This window comes from Oleiharenicola lentus, from assembly GCF_051660365.1.
In the GTDB taxonomy this organism is placed as follows: domain Bacteria; phylum Verrucomicrobiota; class Verrucomicrobiia; order Opitutales; family Opitutaceae; genus Lacunisphaera; species Lacunisphaera lenta_A.
Genome location: NZ_JBOZXB010000003.1, coordinates 204,200 through 222,955 on the forward strand (window position 1 = coordinate 204,200; position 18,756 = coordinate 222,955).

The following is an 18,756-nucleotide window of genomic DNA, read 5'->3' on the forward strand; positions in this document are numbered from 1 at the left end:
GCTTCGCCTAAATTCTCTCCCAACTTCGAGCGCACTGCCTCAGCGGTGCGCTTTTTTTAGCTGATAACGTTTCCGCAAACGCCAGATGACGTAGGCGCAAATGGAGAGCTTTAAAACGTAGAATCCCCCGAGGACGAGAATTCGCGTAAGATCAGGATCGGTCGTGGAATCCCCGAGAAAAATCACGAGGTAGGATCGGATAACATAGACCGGCAGACACACCCAAAAATAAATCCGCAGCGGCAATCCTGAGAGCGAGATGAGGTAGTTACGCGCGAAATAAGGCAGCCCGGGAATGAGTGCTCCCAAGAGCGAAAAACCAATTTCTTCGCCTTTCGGAATTTCCGGAAGTTGGTAACGACGCTTCTTCATGAAGCGCTCAAGCGGCCCGCGCAGCAGTCCGCGCGCAATCCAGTGGCTGAGCAATAAATGCACTGCCGTGATTCCCGTGACCACCACCCCGCCCCAGATCGGTCCGAAACGCACGCCCGCCACGAGATAGATAATGCCAATCGAGAATCCACCCATCGGCAGAACCGCCATCAATGCGATGAGCAGGAAAGCATTGATGCCCGCCAGATACCCGGGAATCGCGCGCCAATCCGTTTTGAGTAAAATAAAAACCGCCGCCACCGCCAGCACGGTGCCAGCGATCAACCATTTTGCGATGGAAGCAGGCTTCCATGGTTTTCCATCCGCGGAACGACCCTTTAAAAAATTCCTCAAGTGCGCGGCGGAAATTTGTGAAGAGGCTGAATGGTTTTCGGTCATGCGTGCGATTAGTCATGACACCGGACACGCATTTCACCGAAGGGTTACGTAAGATGTCGATACATCGGAACTGAATCATGGATGTCACGGTCACACGCGCGCACTCACCACTTTACCCCACCGATGAAAACCAATCCTGCGCCGAGCTTTTTTAAACGTATCGTCACGGCGCCGGCGAATTGGTGGCATGAGTTCAGAGCTCGCCGCAGCCGTCGCAAGAGCGCCGCGACGCGCGAGAAATCATCCGGTAAAGATGAGGGCATTAGTAAGTGGTGGATCAGCCTCGGCGCACTGGCCGTCGGCTTGGGGCTGCTTTTCTGGGCAACCTCCGCGCGCATGCTATCAGAGCCAGTAGAAGTGGACTACGGCCCGGAGACTGCAATTTTCCGCGACACGCTTGGCCCGCTGCTGAGTTCAGAATTCACGTGGGGCAATCGCATTGAAACGCTGGCGAACGGCGACGGATTTTTTCCACCGATGTTGCAAGCGATTCGTGAAGCCAAGAAAACCATCACGCTCGAAAGTTATATTTGGGAATCTGGAATTATCAGCGATCAGTTCATCGCCGCACTTACGGAGCGCGCCCGCGCCGGTGTGAAAGTCCACGTCATGGTGGACGGAATGGGCGTGCTGAAATTCAAAGACGCTGATCAACGCCGACTGCTCGATGCCGGCGTCGAATACGTCGCCTACGGTCGCGAACACTGGTGGGAGGTAAAATATAACATCAATCACCACACGCATCGCAAGCTGCTCATCGTCGACGGCAAAGTCGGTTTTACCGGCGGCATGTGCATCGGTGATGCTTGGCTCGGCAACGCGACCTCTCCTGAACATTGGCGCGAGACCCAATTAAAACTCGAAGGCCCTGTGGTGCGCCAGATGCAAGCGGTGTTCGCCACCAACTGGATTCAAACCACCGGGCGACTGTTGGTGGGGCCGGATTATTTTCAATCAATCCCCCATTCTGCTGAGCCAGCTGGCACTGTCGCGCTCTGCTACAAAAGCGGCCCGGACGAAGACCCGGAAAACGCGCGAATCTCCTACCTGCTCGCCATCGCTTCGGCACGTAAATCGATCAAGATCGCCCACGCCTATTTTGTGCCTGACGATCTCGCAATTAACATGCTGATCGCCGCGCGTGATCGCGGTGTGGAAATCGATGTCGTCGTGCCTGCGATCAACGATTCCAAATTCGGGCGCGCCGCGTCGCGTTCGCGTTGGGGCAAGTTGCTGGCCAAGGGCGTTAAATTCCACCTCTACGAACCGGCGATGTATCACTGCAAAACCATGATCGTGGACGACGTTTTCATGACGATTGGCTCCACTAATTTCGACAATCGCTCTTTTCGCATCAACGACGAGGTCAACGTCAACATCCTCGACCGCGCCGTCGTGCGCGATAATCTGCAACTCTTCGACAGCGACGTGAAGCACTCGCGCCCGCTCACACTCGACGAATTTGCCACCCGCGCCTGGTATATCAAACTCGCCGATCACTTCTGCGGCCTCTTTCGGTCACAATTTTAAAACTCTTACGGCCAAACCGAATTGCTCACAGATAAACACGGATGAGCCCAGATCTGCTTCCGGCCTATTCATGCAGTCATCTGTGTCCATTTGCGTTTAGTCTGTGGTTAACGTGACTTGGTTAGGCCTAACTATGCATGCGCCCAGAATCTGTCGCCGCGACAGCATTTTGTTCCCGAGAAAATCTGCGCATTTCTGGTAACCGCAGGAACCGCTCTCCCTGCGGAAACGTCTCTGGTGTTATGAAACAATTCACCAAAGCCATTCTCATTCCGGCCACGCTGGTGGTGGGCTTTTTTAGCGGATGCTCGTCTTACGGGCCGAACACGCAACGGGGGGCTGTCGGCGGCGCCGCATTGGGCGCGCTTGCCGGTGCCATCATCGGTAACAACAGCGGCAGCGGCAATGCCGCGTCAGGCGCGCTCATTGGCGCGGCTGCCGGTGGACTCGCGGGCGGCACGCTTGGCAATGCCGCCGATCGCGAACGCGGCTCCACTTACGACCGCCAACCGCCGGTGGTCTATGCCAACGAGCCGGAAGCAGCCACCCAAGTCGTCATCACCACGCCGCCTCCCCCGCCACCACCCATGGTCCGCGAAGAAGTCATCGTCGCGCGGTCGCGTCCGGACGCCGTGTGGGTCGAAGGTTACTGGGACTACTCCCCGCGCGTTCGGGGCTACGTATGGGTGCCCGGCCACTGGGAAGTGCCGCCACCGAGCTACCGGCACTACGTCGCGCCGCATTGGGTGCGGCGGGGTCACAGCCACGTCTACGTGCGCGGCTACTGGCGCGGATAAATTTTTCATCACCCCGCTTTTTCATTCCGGTCCACGTGGCCGGTTTTTTTTTGCCATGAGGATTTTCCCGAGCGCGACGCTGGGCTCATGCCGGATATCCAAAAGACATCGCGCGAACTAAACTACCCTCATGAACAACTCGATGTTTCTGATCGGTGCAGGCTTGGTGCTGTTGCTCGTCATTGCTGCGCTAATTATCCCCGGCCGGAAAAAATCCGAGCCCGCTCCGGTCGGACACACAAAGCCCGCCGCCGAAGAACCGACACCCGATCGCTCCGTCACGGCGACTCCGGCTGAAATCGCATCCGCCAAGAAACACACTCCACCGGCATAAACCACCCTTCCTCGAAGTTCCCGCACTCGATTCACCAACCTTCAACTAAAATTTAAAATGAAACAAACACCTCCTCCTTCCTCTGGAAAAATTCTCCGCCATGGCGACGGTGCGGGCATCTCCTCGCCCGCAGATGTCGCCCGGCGCGCACAGGAAAATGCAATTATCGATGGCCGTAAACACATCGGTAAAGACGAGCTTCGCCAAGCGCGCGAAGAACTGCGCGGAACCAATCTTCCCGATTCCACGAGCACCGACGAGATCACTTCCCGTGGGGCCAGTCGCGATCCAAGTGAACCGATTTCAGATTACGGTCATGAAGTGCCCGCCGTGGAAGCGCAGGATGAACAGAAATCAGTCGAGCGCTTGGTCACCGAAGGCGTTGAAGAAGCCCAACACGATCAAATGCTTGCTGCTTCGCGTCGCAAACGAACCGACTGACGCAGTCATCTTCCTGAAAATCACCCCGCGCACGTTCCTCGAAACTGAACGCGCGCGCAGAGCCCACCGCTCGGGCGATGCTTATTTTTCAACTCCTGCACCCACCCATGAAATTGTCTGGCACCCACCTGAAACGTTACAAAGAAATCATCAAGCTGCTGTGGAAATACAGCCGCTCCGACATCGTTCGTCGCGCCAATGCCGCCGCCGATGGTGACGAAGCTGAGCTCATTGCTGAGGCCAAAGGTGATATCACTCCCGACCAACTCGCGGATGATCTCGAGGCGATGGGCCCGACTTATATTAAGCTGGGCCAAGTCCTCGCCGGGCGTCCCGACCTCTTGCCGCCCGCTTATCAAGAAGGCCTCTCGCGATTACAGGATAAGGTAAAGCCATTCTCGTTTGCCGAGGTAGAACAGATCGTCGTCAACGAACTCGGCGTGCGCCTCTCGAAAGCATTTTCGTCATTTGACCCCGTGCCCATCGCCGCCGCGTCACTCGGTCAGGTGCACGAAGCCGTATTGCGGGATGGTCGGCTCGTCGTCGTAAAAGTGCAGCGTCCAGACATTCGCAAACAGATCGCCGAGGACTTCGAGATTCTCGATCAAATCGCCACCTTGCTCGACGACCATACGCAAATGGGGCACCGTTATCGTTTCAAAGATGTCGTGGAGGAGTTTCGAATCACGCTGCGTCAGGAACTCAATTACGAACTCGAAGCACAAAACTTAATCACGGTCGGGCGCAACCTCGCGAAATTTCCGCTCATCCAGATTCCGCAGCCAATCCCGGATTATTTCACGAAGAGTGTGCTCACCATGGAGCGCATCGAAGGCCGCAAGATCACGGCCATCGGGCCGCTGGATCGCATGGAATTGCAGAACAAGTCGCTGGTCGAGGAGCTGTTCAAAGCCTACCTGCAACAAGTGCTGGTCGACGGGATTTTCCACGCCGACCCGCATCCAGGAAATGTGTTCATCACTAATGATCATCGCCTCGCGTTGCTCGATCTCGGCATGGTCGGACACTCCACGCCTGGTATGCAGGAGAATCTTTTGAAACTCCTCCTCGCACTCAGCGACGGCAATGGCGAGGACGCCGCCGACATCGTGGTGCGTATGAGCACGAAAACTCCTGAATTCAACTCATCGGCGTTTCGCCAAAACATTAGCCGTCTCGTCGCTCGCCGACGCGATCAGGGGCTCCAAGAACTCAATGTTGGCCGCGCGCTGCTCGACATGGGTAAACACTCACGAGAGAGCGGCCTACTCGTTCCAAGCGAGCTCACCCTGCTAGGCAAAACGCTGCTTCAACTCGACGAAATCGGCCGCGCACTCGACCCCGAATTCGATCCGAACGCCGCGATTCGCCGCAATGTTTCCGATTTAATGGCGCAGCGCATGCGCAAGGATTTTAGTCGCGGCAACGTGTTCAGCTCGATGCTCGATATGAAAGATTTCGTGTCGATGCTGCCGTCGCGGCTAAACCGAATCATGGACGCCGTTTCCAACTCTGAGTTGGAAATCAAAGTCAAAGCCGTCGACTCCACCGTGATGATGGAAGGTATGGAGAAGATCGCGAACCGCATCACGTGCGGCATCGTGCTCGCAGGGCTGCTCGTCGGCGCTTCTCTGTTGATGCGCGTCCAAACGCGTTTCCAAATTTTCGGCTACCCCGGATTTGCCATGCTCTGCTTCGTCGCCGCCGCGATCGGCGGATTCTGGTTGGTCATCAGTATCTTCCTCCACGATTACCGCACGCGGAAAAAATACCGACGCTAATCTCAACTCTGAACAACTAGACAAAAAAAACGCTGAATCCCGTTTCGGAATTCAGCGTTAATTGGTGCCCTCACGGGGAATCGAACCCCGGTTTATTGAATGAGAATCAACTGTCCTAGCCGCTAGACGATGAGGGCGAAAAACTTGTCGTTAGAGATGTGCACGCGACGCGGTGCGTCAAGTGCACAGAATCCCGTTAGACGGTGTAGAGTTCCTCGGGCTTGAAGAAGCGCGCGAGTTCAATCTTCGCGTTCTCGTCGCTGTCGGAAGCATGCACGACGTTCTTCATCATCTCGGTGCCGAAATCACCACGGATGGTGCCTTTGGCGGCCTTGCGAGAATCGGTCGGCCCGAGCAAATCGCGCACTTGGGCGACGATGTTGTCACCTTCAAGCGCCAGCACGATCACCGGACGCGAGCTCATGAATTGCTCGATCTCAGGATAAAACGGTTTGCTGGCCACGTGTGCATAATGCTCGCGGAGGAGCGCAGGCGTCAGGCGGGTCATCTTCGCACCAACGATGGTGAAACCAGCGCCTTCGAAGCGACTGAGCACGCTACCCACATGGCGTTGCGCCATACAGTCAGGCTTAAAAATCACGAATGTTCTTTGCATATGAACGGACGAACATACACCGCGGGACTTCCGTGAAAAGTCTAGATTTAGAAATCTTTAGCCACTTCCCCACAGCGGTTTATGCAAGCAAATGACCGCAGAGCCCACGAAACTCGATTCAGACGGGGCCGGCCCGACGAATCGTTTTCAACGCCGCGAGCGCCGCGTCGCGCGCCTGACCGTGCTCGACCACCGGAGTCGGATACGTTTTGCCCAAAAGCACCCCAGCTCGCGCAAGCGTTTCGGCCGGTGCGTTCCATGGCTCATGGATAAACTTGCTCGGTAAGTCTTTCAATTCCGGCACCCACGCGCGGACGTAATCACCTTCGAGGTCGAACTTCGCGCCCTGCAACGTCGGGTTGAAAATCCGAAAATACGGCGCCGCGTCCGCCCCACACCCCGCCGACCATTGCCAGCCGAGCGTGTTGTTCGCGAGGTCGGCATCGACCAGCGTGTCCCAAAACCACGCCGCGCCATCCTGCCACGACATGCGCAGGTGTTTCACGAGAAATGACGCGACGATCATGCGCACGCGATTGTGCATCCAGCCTGTCGTCCACAATTGCCGCATGCCGGCGTCGACAATCGGGTAACCGGTCAGCCCGCGCTGCCACGCGCGAAGTTGTTTCGCATTTTTCAGCCACGGAAATTTTTTGAAATCCTCCCGCAATGGCTCCGCCGGCGTCTGCGGAAAATGATACAACAAGTGATGCGCGAATTCGCGCCAACCGATCTCCTTCAAGTAAACCTGTCCGCCGAGATGTGCCGGAAACACCCCGCTGCTTTTTGAAAGTGCCCGCACTGCCGCCCAAATCTGCCGTGGGCCGATTTCCCCAAAATGCAAATACGGCGACATCGACGACGTGCCGTCTTTGTTCGGAAAATTACGCGCGTCGTCATAATCCTCCAACCCGTCCGCCACGAATTTCTTCAAGCGTTTCATGCCCGCCGCTTCGCCCGGTTCCCACGCAGCGGCAATGCCCGTGTCCCATTTTATTTTCGGCAACAAACTCAACTGCGAAAGTTCGATCGACGCCGGCCATTTCGCTGGTGCGGAGAATTCGCCCGTCGGAAGTTTAACTGGCTCTTCAACTGGCAACGCGAGGCAATGCCGCCAATACGGCGTGAATACTTGAAACGGCCCGCCCGATTTATTTTTGACGGTATGCGGTTCGAAGAGCAGTGCGGCGTCGAAACTTTTCGTTTCGATGCCGGATGCGAGCAGCGACGTTTTCAACTGTTTGTCGCGCTCGATCACCGCCGGTTCATAGCGACGGTTCCAAAAGACGCTCGTTACTCCGTTGTTTTTAATCACCGCAGCCAGCACGTCCGCGCTGCGTCCTTTCGCCAGAATCAGCCGCGATCCCCGCTCCCGCAGCGATTCATCGAGCCGGCTTAGCGAATGATGCAACCACCACTTCGACGCGCCGCCGATCCGCCAGTCGCCCTCGCCTTGTTCATCGAAAATGTAGACCGGGATCACTGCGCCTCCGCTTTTCAACGCGGCCGTCAGCGCAGGATTGTCGTGCAACCGCAGATCCTGCCGGAACCAGACAATCGTCGCGCCCATGAGCAATCAGAGCGCGTCCGTGTAAAGTTTCTCGTAGGCCGCCACGGCTTTCGTCCACGAAAAATCCTTCTGCATCGCGCGGCGTTGCGCGGCGGCGTAACGCGGACGATCCGCGTGAAGTGCGAGCGCACGTTTCAGCGCGGCCTCGAATTCTTCCTGCTTCGGGGCGAATACGAGCCCCGTGCCGGCGCCAACATCCGCGTCAATATCGGTCACGGTGTCTGCAAGGCCACCGACGCGGCTTACGAGCGGTATGGTGCCGTAAGCCTGGCTATACATCTGGTTGAGGCCACACGGCTCGAACAGCGACGGCATCAAAAAGAAATCCGAGCCGGCTTCCACCAAATGGCTCATCGCCTCGTCATGACGCACGCATACGGCAATTTTCCCCGAGTGCTCCTTCGCAAGTTCGCGAAACGTTTCCTCGTATTTTTTCTCGCCACTACCGAGCACGACCAGCCGGCAGTTTTCTTTCAGGAAAAAATCCTTCGCCCCGAGCACGAGATCCAAACCTTTCGCAGCGGTGAAGCGGCAGACTTTGCCAAAAATCGGGCCCTTGAATTTTGGATTCCAGCCAAATTCCTTGAGCAGCGCCGTGCGGCACGCCTCCTTGCCTTGCATGTTATCGACGCTGTAACGCGCGGGAATGGTTTTATCTTTCGCGGGATTCCACACTGCCGTGTCGATGCCGTTGATGAATCCATGCAAATCGTCGAGCCGTGTGCCGATGACGCCGTCCATGCCGTTACCGAATTCCGGCGTCTGGATTTCCTTCGCATACTGCGAGCTCACGGTCGTGACCTTGTCCGCGAAAACGATGCCGCCCTTGAGCATGCACATCTGGTCAAAGTATTCCAACGCATCAATGGTCATCAGATCGTCGGGAAGATTCGTCAGCTTGAACGATTTTCGCGGGAAAATCCCCTGATACGCGATGTTGTGAATTGTGAAGACGGTCTTGAGCGCGAGCGTCACTGAATAACGCCGCTCCGCCTCGCGCAGGAAAAGTGGCAGCAATCCCGTTTGCCAATCGTGGCAGTGCACGATGTCGGCCTTGAAGTCGGTCAGCCGCAGCAGTTCGACGACAGCTTTTTGGAAAAAGATAAATCGCGCATCGTTGTCGTCGTAATCGCGCTCTCCCGTCCAATACGGCAGCTTGCGGTCGAAAAATTCCTCACGACACACCAGATACAGCGAAACATTTTTGCGCAGCTCGATCGTGTAAACATCGCCCGCGAGAAACGCGTCGCCCATTTCGACCTTCAATTTGTGACTCGGTTTTGCGCCCGCGACATGCGGGCCATCGAGCACCGACCGATAGCCCGGCATGAAGATCGCGAGTTCATGGCCGTTGTCCGCGAGCGCTCCCGTCAAAGCCGCCACCATGTCAGCCAAGCCACCCGTCTTGAGGTAAGGGAACAATTCGCTCGTGGCGTGGACAATTCGCATGTTGCAACCCTACACGCTGCCCAGCACCCTGCCACTAGAAAATCCCGGAACGTTTGTTACGTTCAAGCCACTCTGGCTCCCGGTTTGTTATCAAAATTCATGAATTACTCTGATCGTCTTCTCGCTCACCTTAAGCGCCGCAATTACGTCCCTGCCGCCGCTGATGCCATCGCGCACCAGTGGAAACTTAAACCGAAAGACCGCCGCAAATTTCAGCGCGAAGTCGAGGAACTGGTCCAAGCGGGCAAAATCACCATCATTAAAGGCGACCGCCTCAGCGCGCCCGACGAAGTCGGCCTCATCACCGGCAAAATCAACTTCCGCCAAAAAGGTTCGGCGATGGTCTTCCCGGAAACGAAAGCTACCGAGTCGCGCAAGGCCGGCATTTTCATCGCTGCCGAAGACACCCACGTCGCGATGCAAGGCGACAAGGTCGTCGTGCGTCTGCGTTCGCCAAAATCGCGTGATTATCCGCATTTTCTAAAACCGGGTGAAGAAGCCGGCACCGTCATCCGCGTGCTCGAACGTGGCAATGCCACGCTCACCGGCACACTTCGTCGCGGGCGCAGCTATTTCTATGTGGAATCTGACGATCCGCGCATGGGCCGCGATATCCTTGTGCAGGATCCCGCGAAAGCCGCGCTGCGTCCGCCCGCGCAAGTCGGCGACAAGGTCGTCGTCAAACTTAGCGAGTGGAAAGACCGCAATCACATCCCGGACGGCGAGATCATTGAAAAACTTGGCCGTGCCTTCGAACCGCGCGCCGAACTCGCCGCGATTTATCACAAATACAGCCTCACGCCGATTTTCCCCGATGAAGTCGTGCGCGAAGCCGCGGCGATTCCCAACACCGTAAATCCCGCTGACTCGGCCAAGCGACTCGATTATCGCAACATCTCCACGTTCACGATCGATCCCGACGACGCCAAGGATTTCGACGACGCTCTCTCCATTGAATATCTCCCGAATGGAGACATCCGCGTCGGCGTGCATATCGCGGACGTCAGCTTCTACGTGAAACCCGGCACCGCGCTCGACCGCGAAGCCCAACGCCGGGGCAATTCCACCTACCTCGTCGGCACGGTGATTCCGATGTTGCCGGAAAAATTATCCAACGGCCTCTGCTCGCTCGTCGAAGCGCAAGACCGTCTCACCAAAGCTGCGATTTTCACCTTCGACGCGAAAGGCCGCCTGAAAGACACGCAGTTCGCGAACACCGTCATTCGCAGCGTCAAGCGCCTCACCTACAAGCAAGCCTTCGCGCTCATGTTCGAGGACGACCTCAACAAGATCCGCAAACTCCCCTTGCCTGCCGCGCATCAAACCGGCTCGACCGGCCGAGCGCTCAGCAGTCTTTCCGACGACGAACTGCACGACCTGCAAAAATGGGTGCGGCAACTTTGGACCCTCGGCAGCAAAATCCGTCGCGAACGCATGCAGGAAGGCAGCCTCGATCTCGACATGCCGGAGACGAAAATCTTTGTCGACGCCGAGGGCTATGCCGACCGCATCGAACTCATTCATAACGACGAAAGCCATCAACTCATCGAAGAGTTCATGCTCCTCGCCAACGAAGCCGTCGCCCGCCTCACGCGCTCGAATCACTTGCCTTCACTTTACCGCGTTCACGACGAACCCGACGAAGCCAAGCTCGACGATCTCCGCCAATACCTCGTGACGTTCGGCATCAAAGTCAGCGACCTCACCAACCGTGACGAAATCGTGCGCCTGCTCTCATTGTTAAAAGAGCACCCGCAAGGTTACCTCTTGCGCACGCAGTTGCTCCGCTCGATGCGCAAAGCCTGTTACCGCGCCTCACCCGATGGCCATTTCGGTCTCAACAAAGCCGACTACACGCACTTTACGTCGCCGATTCGGCGTTACTCCGACCTCATCGTGCATCGCGTCTTCGACACCGCACTCGGCAAAATCCAGGGTAAGCCGACGCCGGGTTATCGCATCGCTCAGATCGACCAGCTCGCGGAACACATCAGCCTCACGGAAATCAATTCCACGGAAGCCGAACGCGACTCGGTGAAAGTGAAGTTGATGGAATATTTCGAACGCGAATCGGAGAAAAAGAAAAAGCAGGTGTTCAACGCCATCATCACGGACGTCCGCAGCCACGGATTCTTCGTCGAGATCGCGGAGGCGGGCGCTTTCGGCATGGTGCCGGTGTCGTCGCTCAAGGACGATTTCTACATGCTCGACGCCGCTGGCTCGGCATTCATCGGACGGAAAACCAAGCGCACCTTCACGCTCGGGGCCAAAATTCAGGTCGTCGTTGACAAGGTCGACCGCCAGAAACGCCTCATCGATTTCACCGTGCCAGAGGGCAAATGAGTTTGGGGCGCCGTCGTTTGCCTTTCCCCGCATCGTTGGTTTCGTGACTCACACCCATCATGAAACACTACGCATTCGCCGATAAATTCCGCGCTCTTTACGACAAAGCCGTCAAGCTCTTCGCTTCCGGCAAAACCGGAGCCGGGACATATTTCGACGCCGACGAGCAGGCATTTCTCGCGGCCAATGGCCTCTCGGCCCAAAACCTTTACGACTACGCCGAAGATCATAACAACTACGGCGAGCCCGGTTACGATCGCGCGCTCCAGATTGAAACGATCCGCCGCGACTACTTCCTCAACGCGCAAAAAGGCAAAGCGTCCACCACCGTCATCGACGCCACCAAGATGCCCGGAAAAACGGATACGGTGAAAGGCATCGAATGGCTTCCGCGCATCATTCCGAAGACGAAAGCCAAGCTGCGCGGAGAGCTTCCGGATTCGCTCATGTATTCGTGCGGCGGTGACCGTAATTTCTTCAAGCAACACGACATTAATCCGGCCGAGTTTCTCAGTCTCGTTTGGCGCAACGAAAACAACGATGACGCCATCATCGACTGGGTCGTCGCACGCAGCGCCACGGCCAAGAAATAAAAAGAGAGCGGGCTTCAATCGCTTCATCCGAGCGGGGCAAACGCCCCCCTTTTTTATTTTCTAGTGCGCGGACTGAAAGCGGCGTTGACCGGTTGCAGGTAATTTTCACTCTGAGAATTACCTATGCCTGCTTACACCCTAAAAATTAACGGGCAAAGCCGCCCGGTTGATGTCGCCGCTGATACGCCGTTGTTATGGGTGCTGCGCGATAATCTGGAATTACTCGGGACAAAATACGGCTGCGGCATGGGCTTGTGTGGCGCCTGCACGATTCACGTCGACGGCACCGCGGTGCGCTCCTGCCAACTCCCGGTTTCGGCTGCGACTGAAATGGCCATCACCACGATCGAGGGGCTTTCAGCGGACGGTTCACACCCGCTGCAAAAAGCGTGGTGCGACCACGACGTCCCGCAGTGCGGCTATTGTCAGGCCGGCCAAATCATGACCGCTGCTGCGTTTCTCAAAACAAATCCCAAACCCGCTGAAAAAGAAATCGACGACGCACTCGCGGGAAATCTTTGCCGCTGCGGCACGTATGTCCGCATCCGCAACGCCGTGAAAGACGCTTCCCTTGCGATGCAGCAAACCGGAGGCGCCAAATGAGCTCCGCATCCGCTTCTTCCTCACCTCGCTCAACGGTCTCGCGCCGCGAATTCCTCCGCGTGTCCACGCTGGCGGGCGGCGGTTTTGCGCTAAGCTTCGCCCTTCCCGTCAACGCATTTGGCCAGCTATCCCAAGCGCTCGACGACACCGCCAAGGTATTCACGCCCGGCCCGTTCATCAAAATCACGCCGGAAAACATCATCACGATTCTCGCAAAAAATCCCGAAACCGGTCAGGGCGTAAAGACTTCGCTGCCGATGATCGTGGCCGAGGAATTGGATGTGGATTTCTCCAAGGTCGTGATCGAACAAGCCGCGTTGCGCACGGATATGGGCACGCAGTTTGCCGGCGGCAGTCGCTCGACGCCGGATAACTACATGCTGCTGCGTCGCGCCGGCGCCACCGCGCGTGCCATGCTCATTGAAGCCGCCGCACAAACCTGGGGCGTGCGCGCCAACGAACTCACCACGGAAAAAGGCGTCGTGCATCACGCTGCTTCCGGTCGCTCGCTCACCTATGGTCAACTCGCCACGAAGGCCGCGCAGCTCCCGATTCCCGATGAGCGGACGATTAAACTAAAAAACGAAGAGGAATTTACCGTGCTCGGCGCCCGCGTCGGCGGCGTCGATAATCCCTCCATCGTCACCGGCAAAGCACTCTTCGGCATCGACCAGCGATTACCCGGAATGGTTTACGCGGCTTACACGAAATGCCCGGTCTTCGGCGGAAAAGTGCTCAGCGCCAATCTCGACGAAGTGAAAAAACTTCCCGGCGTCCGCGACGCGTTCGTCATCGAAGGCACCGACAACATCAACGGCCTGCTCCCGGGCGTCGCGATTATCGCCGACTCCACGTGGGCGGCGTTTTCCGCAAAACGACAACTCAGCATCACGTGGGACGAAAGCGCCGGTGCCGGCCACACCACTGAAGTTTACGCGAAGAAAGCCGAGGAACTTGCCAAAGCCGGCGGAACTACCGTGCGCACCGACGGCGATGTCGCCGCAGCCTTCGCTTCGCCCACAGCCAAAGTCGTCGAAGGCGCTTATTTTTACCCGTTCCTCAATCACGCCACGCTTGAGCCGCAAGGCTGCACCGCGCAAGTCCGCGAAGACGGCATCGAATTTTGGACGACTACGCAAACGCCCGGCTCCGGCCAGGAATTGGTGTCGCGCACGCTTAACATCCCGAAAGAAAAACTGAAGCTTAACCTCGTGCGCGGTGGCGGCGGCTTTGGCCGGCGTCTCGCCAATGATTACCTCGTCGAAGCTGCGGCTATCGCCCAGCGCACGAACGGCGCGCCCGTCAAACTCACGTGGACCCGCGAGGACGACATGCAGCACTGTTTCTATCGCCCGGCCGCTTTTCACTTTCTAAAAGGCGCGGTCGATGCCGACGGCAAACTCGCCGCGTGGCACAATCACTTCGTCAGCTTCGGTTATAAGACCACCGAGCGACCTGCCTCCAGCGCCGCACTCAGCACCGACGAACTGCCCGCGCGCTTCACCACCAACTACCGTCTCGATCAATCGTTCATCCCGACGATTATTCCAACCGGCCCGATGCGCGCACCCGGCAGCAACGGGCTTTCGTTTGTGATGCAAAGTTTCATCGACGAACTCGCCCACGCCGCCGGTCGCGACCCAGTCGAATTCCGTCTCGAGTTGCTCGGCGAAGATCGCGTCGTGCAACCAAGTCAAGGTCAGCGCGGCGCGCCCTACGACACCGCGCGCATGAAAGGCGTCGTCAAACATGCGGCTGAAAAATCCGGTTGGGGCAAAAAACTCCCGAGAGGCGAAGGCATGGGCATCGCGTTTCATTTCAGCCATCAAGGTTACGTCGCGATCGTCGCCGAAGTCAGCGTGGCCAAAGACGGCACGCTGAAAGTCCGCCAGGTCACTGCGGCCGTCGATGTCGGTCCGATCATCAATCTCAGCGGCGCTGAAAACCAGATCCAAGGCTCTGTCATCGACGGCCTGGGCATGGCGTGGCTACAGGAAATGACCTATGAGAACGGTCGCGCAATGCAGAGTAATTATCACAATTTCCCGCTGCTGCGCGTGACGGAAACGCCGGTGATTTCGGTGAATTTTATCCAAAGCAAAAACCCGCCCACCGGCCTCGGCGAACCCGCCTACCCGGTCGTGCCGCCCGCGCTCTGCAACGCCATCTTCGCCGCCACCGGTAAACGCACCCGCAGTCTTCCGATCAGCAAAAACGATCTGAAATGGGCGTAAGTTGAAATCCTGCAGGGCGGGATCGCCGATCCCGCCTCACCCACTCAAGGCGAGCGCGCCGCCCGTAACTGCCGCATGTCGATCACGACATCGTAGGCGCCGACCGCCGGTTGCTCGCGCCCCAGCACCACGGTGTAGCTCGCGCCTTTCGGCAAGCGTTCGCCGTAGCGTTCATAGATGGCGTTGTGAAACATCTCTCGCGGAGCCCAGTCTGAATCCGACGTTAGCGACCCAAACTCGTCCGCAAACATCCGCTCCGTGCTCCGGTCGTCCGGCGTCGGTGTGATGATATAAACCTTGGTGGCAGTTTTGAAATTATAGCGCTGCACGCCGTTTTTGATCAACGCCCACTCACGGCCCTGCGGCTCGGCGATGAGTCCCAATGAATTCGACCAAGCCGAAATCGCCGCGATGCCAAGCAACGCTGCAAACGCCACGTAGGTCGCCTTGCGGTGCACGCGCTTCGTTTCACGCAGCAGCCGCAGGGTAAAAACAACCAATACCAGCATCAACGCCGACAGCGCAAATAAGACCCGGTAGCCCACTGCTCGCTCTGCGGCCGCGAAACTCACCGCATGCGCGACGAACGGCAGCACGCACACACACAGCAGCCACTTCCTTTTGGTCACTACATCCGGCACGAATTTTCCCGCGATCCCGATGAACGCCGCCATCAAACCAGTGGCGCTCCAAAAAATCGCCGCGCCGGTGCCGAACATATCGCGCAACGCATAGAGCGCCGTCGCATTCGGCAGCGGATTCGCGAAAAACCAAACGAGTTTCCCTACCGGATCACTCTCCAGACGCATGCGCGGCGACGCTTCGAACATGCCGCTCGCAAAAAGAAATTTTACCAACACATAGCTCGCAACCAACCCGATAAAAAGCGCGCTGAGATGAATGACCAGCCAGCGTAAATCCAGCAGCGGCTCGCGCCCCGTGCGCACAAGCAGCACCGCGCCGATCACGACGACCGCGAACATGGCATTCGATTGGTAAATCAATCCCGCCAGCATGTAGATCAAACAACCGCCGAGAAAGGCCACGACGCGCTTCAAGCCGCCGCGCTCCAGTTCAGTTTCAATCGCGGAAAAGCCCGCGACCGCGAGCAGCAACGACAGTGCATAAGGCCACCCGATGGCCCAACCCGCCGTCACTTGCGCCGCCGGCAGCAGCGCGACGCCCAAGCCAATTGCCATCGCTTCGACTTCCGACCAACCCGAGCGATACAGTTGTCGCCATAGCGCAAACGCGAGCAGCGTGAGCAACACGACGCCGCCGAGCCGCAACCAGCGCAGATTCGAGACCGTCTCGACATGCCCGAAACTCGTCTCGAGCAACGCACCGTAAAGCGGACGCCCTTGCGACGTCGTAAACTTCACCATTTTGCCCGGCTCCTCGCGCGACTCACGCAGGTGCGAGTAATCGTCGCGCAACCCGTAATCAAGGAATACGGTCTGCCAGTAAACCAGCAGCGGTGTGAGCAAAATGATATAGAAACAAAGTCGGGTGCGGCTCATCAAAGAAACATTTCCTGCTGGTCGGTTTCTGGCTTAACCCCAAGAAAACGTCCATAGCGTTCCAACCAGTCGTCGATTTTTACGAGATAATAGTCAGCATCGTAAGGCGCAGTCGCGGGATGGTAGCCCGCAATCGGCTGCGCGCGCTGCCAGTCGGAAGTCTGCCCTTTGGCCTTCGGGCCGATGTAATAACTCACGCGTTCGCCCATGCGCGGACGCGGGCTCATTTTCAACGCAACTTCGGCCGCGGCGCGCCGCGGTTTACCTCCGCCAGCAATCCACGTTTCATACGCGGCTGGATTCTGACTCAAGGTCTCCGATTTCATGAGATCGTTCACCGGGTGTTCGCGCGCAGCGATGGATTTCTTCAAGCGACTCACTTCGTCCACCGGCGACGTTGCCACCGCGCCGAGCAAATAGCCGATCAGCTGATCGCTGAGGCGCTTCAAAAACGGTTCGATGCCACGCGAGCGCAGCGCCGAACCGCGCAACGTGACCTCGCCGCTCGAAACCAGCGCGTAGTTCTTCGCTTTGTAGCAAAACATCGCGTCGTAGCTGCCATCGAATTCCAGCTCGATCCCGGGCGGCAGGATCTTTTCCACCTCGGCGAGCAACGCCTCGGGCTGGTTGAAATATTTTTCCGTCGAAAGATAAATTCCATCGGTGTCCGCCTCAAGAATCGTGCAGCCGTGCCGCTGAAATTCTTCGATCAAGCGTTGAAGTAGTTCACGACCCTCGCGCGTGACTTCCGCCGCCAACTCGCCGTCACCGAAGCGGGCCGCGGAAAAGCCGAGGTAGCCGTAGAACGAATTGATCAGAATCTTGAAGGCCGTTTGCCGCGCTTGCGCTTCGTCACGCTCGGCTTGCGACGGAGCTTTCTTCGCGAGCTGTTTGTATTTCAATCGATAATCCCGCAGCCGTTTTAAGAGCGGAATAAAAACGCCAAGTTTGTCGCCCTTCGGATTGCGTCCGATGTTCAACATCAAGCTCGGGTAAAGCGATGCGACGTCGAAATGCAGCACGTGTTTGAAAACACCTTCTTGGAAACTCCGCGTAAACCCACCTTCAAACGACGCGACTTCGACCGGCCCCGGACAACTCGCGCGACCGTGATAATATTCTTCGAGAAACAACAGGTCGATCTTCCCGGCATTTCCACGCAGCGCCGCTTCCTGCAGCAAAATCGGAAACGCTCGCGCCTGCTCGAAATACGTCGGCAAAAGCACATTGGCCAGGCCGCGCGTCTCGCGCAGATCGTCGCCGAGATACGCGAGGAAATCGGCGCGATTCGTGCGGAAGAAGTTCTGAATTTCCGCGCCGTCGATATACGTGCGCCCCTCGCCCGATTCCGGCGTGATGCCGAAATAAATCGCCGCATCCTTCAATCCGTAGGCCGTCATTTCTCGCGCGGTGACATCGTAAGCTTGCACGAGCAGATACGTGTCGATCACCGAGCGTCCCGGCATGTCGCACCGCGTGAAATCAATCCAACGCTCCGCCACTTTCATGCGGCTATTGCGAAACTCTGCCGTCAGTCCGAAGCGGCCCCACGCGCATGTGAGCTTATATCGCTTCGAGCGCGTGCGCAGGTAATCGAGGTCGAATTTGAAAATGTTGTGCCCTTCGACGACGTCGGGGTCGAGTTCGCGCAGCATCTCCGTGAAGCGAATCAACAACGCCTTTTCGCCTGCATCGCTCTCTTCTTCGAGCACGAGCAATTCGCGGCGTCCGCCGCACTGCAGGCCGATGGCGAGCACGCGATCACCGGCTTTCTTCGCATCGCTAAACGCGCCCGGATCCGCCGCACCCGTTTCAATGTCGAGCTGGCACCGGCGTAATTCCGTGAATGGCAACTCCGCAAAAAGCCGCGTGCGTTGCTGCACCAGCCACTGGTTTTCGTAAGGCTTCAACACGTCGATCGGCGTGCCTTGCGGGAGGTTATCGAGGAACTCGCCAAACGTCGCGAGCGAGTCAGCGTGCGCGAGCCAAGTGAAGAGTCCGTCGCCCTGCAAACGTTCCACTGTCACCCCAGGATGCGCGACTTCTGCGCCGAGCCAGGCGAAGGGCTTGAATTCCTCCGTTTGCTCACGCCGCCCGCCCTCAGGCGTGGCGTAGCACGTGTGCACTTTGCCGCTATCGTCGATCCAGAGGCCGCAAAGGGTGTCCGCCATGCA

15 protein-coding genes and 1 tRNA gene are annotated in these 18,756 nt (G+C 57.6%); 9 read left to right on the forward strand and 7 right to left on the reverse strand.

Annotation, left to right across the window (positions count from 1 at the left end; genetic code table 11):
• Nucleotides 1-39: 39 nt before the first annotated feature.
• Nucleotides 40-771, reverse strand: coding sequence for a TVP38/TMEM64 family protein (locus tag ACRRQW_RS20180; protein ID WP_438483434.1), 732 nt, complete (start codon nt 769-771; stop codon nt 40-42).
• 123 nt (nt 772-894) lie between these two features.
• Here ACRRQW_RS20180 and ACRRQW_RS20185 point away from each other — a divergent pair, with 123 nt between their 5' ends.
• From ACRRQW_RS20185 to ACRRQW_RS20205, 5 genes are all read left to right on the forward strand, one after another.
• Nucleotides 895-2,301 (forward strand): phospholipase D-like domain-containing protein, encoded by a 1,407-nt coding sequence (locus tag ACRRQW_RS20185; RefSeq protein WP_438483435.1) that lies wholly within the window; start codon nt 895-897, stop codon nt 2,299-2,301.
• 242 nt (nt 2,302-2,543) lie between these two features.
• Complete coding sequence (locus ACRRQW_RS20190) at nt 2,544-3,098, forward strand: glycine zipper domain-containing protein (RefSeq protein ID WP_438483436.1); 555 nt, start codon at nt 2,544-2,546, stop codon at nt 3,096-3,098.
• A 130-nt stretch (nt 3,099-3,228) separates the two neighbouring features.
• The gene (locus ACRRQW_RS20195; RefSeq protein ID WP_438483437.1) at nt 3,229-3,432 is read left to right on the forward strand and encodes a hypothetical protein; all 204 of its coding nucleotides are present in this window, start codon (nt 3,229-3,231) and stop codon (nt 3,430-3,432) included.
• Nucleotides 3,433-3,489: 57 nt separating this feature from the next.
• Nucleotides 3,490-3,873, forward strand: a complete 384-nt coding sequence (locus ACRRQW_RS20200) for a hypothetical protein (RefSeq protein WP_438483438.1) — start codon at nt 3,490-3,492, stop codon at nt 3,871-3,873.
• Nucleotides 3,874-3,980: 107 nt separating this feature from the next.
• Entirely contained in the window at nt 3,981-5,654 is a 1,674-nt protein-coding gene (locus ACRRQW_RS20205; protein ID WP_438483439.1) for an ABC1 kinase family protein, read from the forward strand.
• 62 nt (nt 5,655-5,716) lie between these two features.
• Here ACRRQW_RS20205 and ACRRQW_RS20210 read toward each other — a convergent pair.
• The 4 genes from ACRRQW_RS20210 to glgA all read right to left on the reverse strand — a co-directional run bounded on the left by ACRRQW_RS20210 (nt 5,717) and on the right by glgA (nt 9,289).
• A tRNA-Glu gene (locus tag ACRRQW_RS20210) sits at nt 5,717-5,791 on the reverse strand.
• A 59-nt stretch (nt 5,792-5,850) separates the two neighbouring features.
• Nucleotides 5,851-6,270 carry a nucleoside-diphosphate kinase gene (gene ndk, locus ACRRQW_RS20215; RefSeq protein WP_438483440.1) on the reverse strand — a complete coding sequence of 140 codons (420 nt, stop codon included), beginning with the start codon at nt 6,268-6,270 and terminating at the stop codon, nt 5,851-5,853.
• A gap of 118 nt (nt 6,271-6,388) precedes the next feature.
• Nucleotides 6,389-7,840: a cryptochrome/photolyase family protein gene (locus ACRRQW_RS20220; protein WP_438483441.1), complete on the reverse strand. Its 1,452-nt coding sequence runs from the start codon at nt 7,838-7,840 to the stop codon at nt 6,389-6,391.
• Between the two features lie 6 nt (nt 7,841-7,846).
• Entirely contained in the window at nt 7,847-9,289 is a 1,443-nt protein-coding gene (gene glgA / locus ACRRQW_RS20225) for a glycogen synthase GlgA (RefSeq protein ID WP_438483442.1), read from the reverse strand.
• A 99-nt stretch (nt 9,290-9,388) separates the two neighbouring features.
• Here glgA and ACRRQW_RS20230 point away from each other — a divergent pair, with 99 nt between their 5' ends.
• The 4 genes from ACRRQW_RS20230 to ACRRQW_RS20245 all read left to right on the forward strand — a co-directional run bounded on the left by ACRRQW_RS20230 (nt 9,389) and on the right by ACRRQW_RS20245 (nt 15,062).
• Nucleotides 9,389-11,632, forward strand: coding sequence for a ribonuclease R family protein (locus ACRRQW_RS20230; protein ID WP_438483443.1), 2,244 nt, complete (start codon nt 9,389-9,391; stop codon nt 11,630-11,632).
• Nucleotides 11,633-11,691: 59 nt separating this feature from the next.
• Nucleotides 11,692-12,225, forward strand: a complete 534-nt coding sequence (locus tag ACRRQW_RS20235; protein WP_438483444.1) for a DUF5069 domain-containing protein — start codon at nt 11,692-11,694, stop codon at nt 12,223-12,225.
• A gap of 123 nt (nt 12,226-12,348) precedes the next feature.
• Complete coding sequence (locus tag ACRRQW_RS20240; RefSeq protein WP_438483445.1) at nt 12,349-12,828, forward strand: (2Fe-2S)-binding protein; 480 nt, start codon at nt 12,349-12,351, stop codon at nt 12,826-12,828.
• Nucleotides 12,825-15,062, forward strand: a complete 2,238-nt coding sequence (locus tag ACRRQW_RS20245; RefSeq protein ID WP_438483446.1) for a molybdopterin cofactor-binding domain-containing protein — start codon at nt 12,825-12,827, stop codon at nt 15,060-15,062. Before ACRRQW_RS20240 ends, ACRRQW_RS20245 begins: the two co-directional genes overlap by 4 nt.
• Before the next feature lie 44 nt (nt 15,063-15,106).
• Here ACRRQW_RS20245 and ACRRQW_RS20250 read toward each other — a convergent pair whose 3' ends face one another.
• On the reverse strand, nt 15,107-16,582 hold the full coding sequence (locus ACRRQW_RS20250) for a hypothetical protein (protein WP_438483447.1): 1,476 nt from the start codon (nt 16,580-16,582) through the stop codon (nt 15,107-15,109).
• Nucleotides 16,582-18,753: a DNA polymerase domain-containing protein gene (locus ACRRQW_RS20255; protein ID WP_438483448.1), complete on the reverse strand. Its 2,172-nt coding sequence runs from the start codon at nt 18,751-18,753 to the stop codon at nt 16,582-16,584. Before ACRRQW_RS20255 ends, ACRRQW_RS20250 begins: the two co-directional genes overlap by 1 nt.
• Nucleotides 18,754-18,756 lie beyond the last annotated feature (3 nt).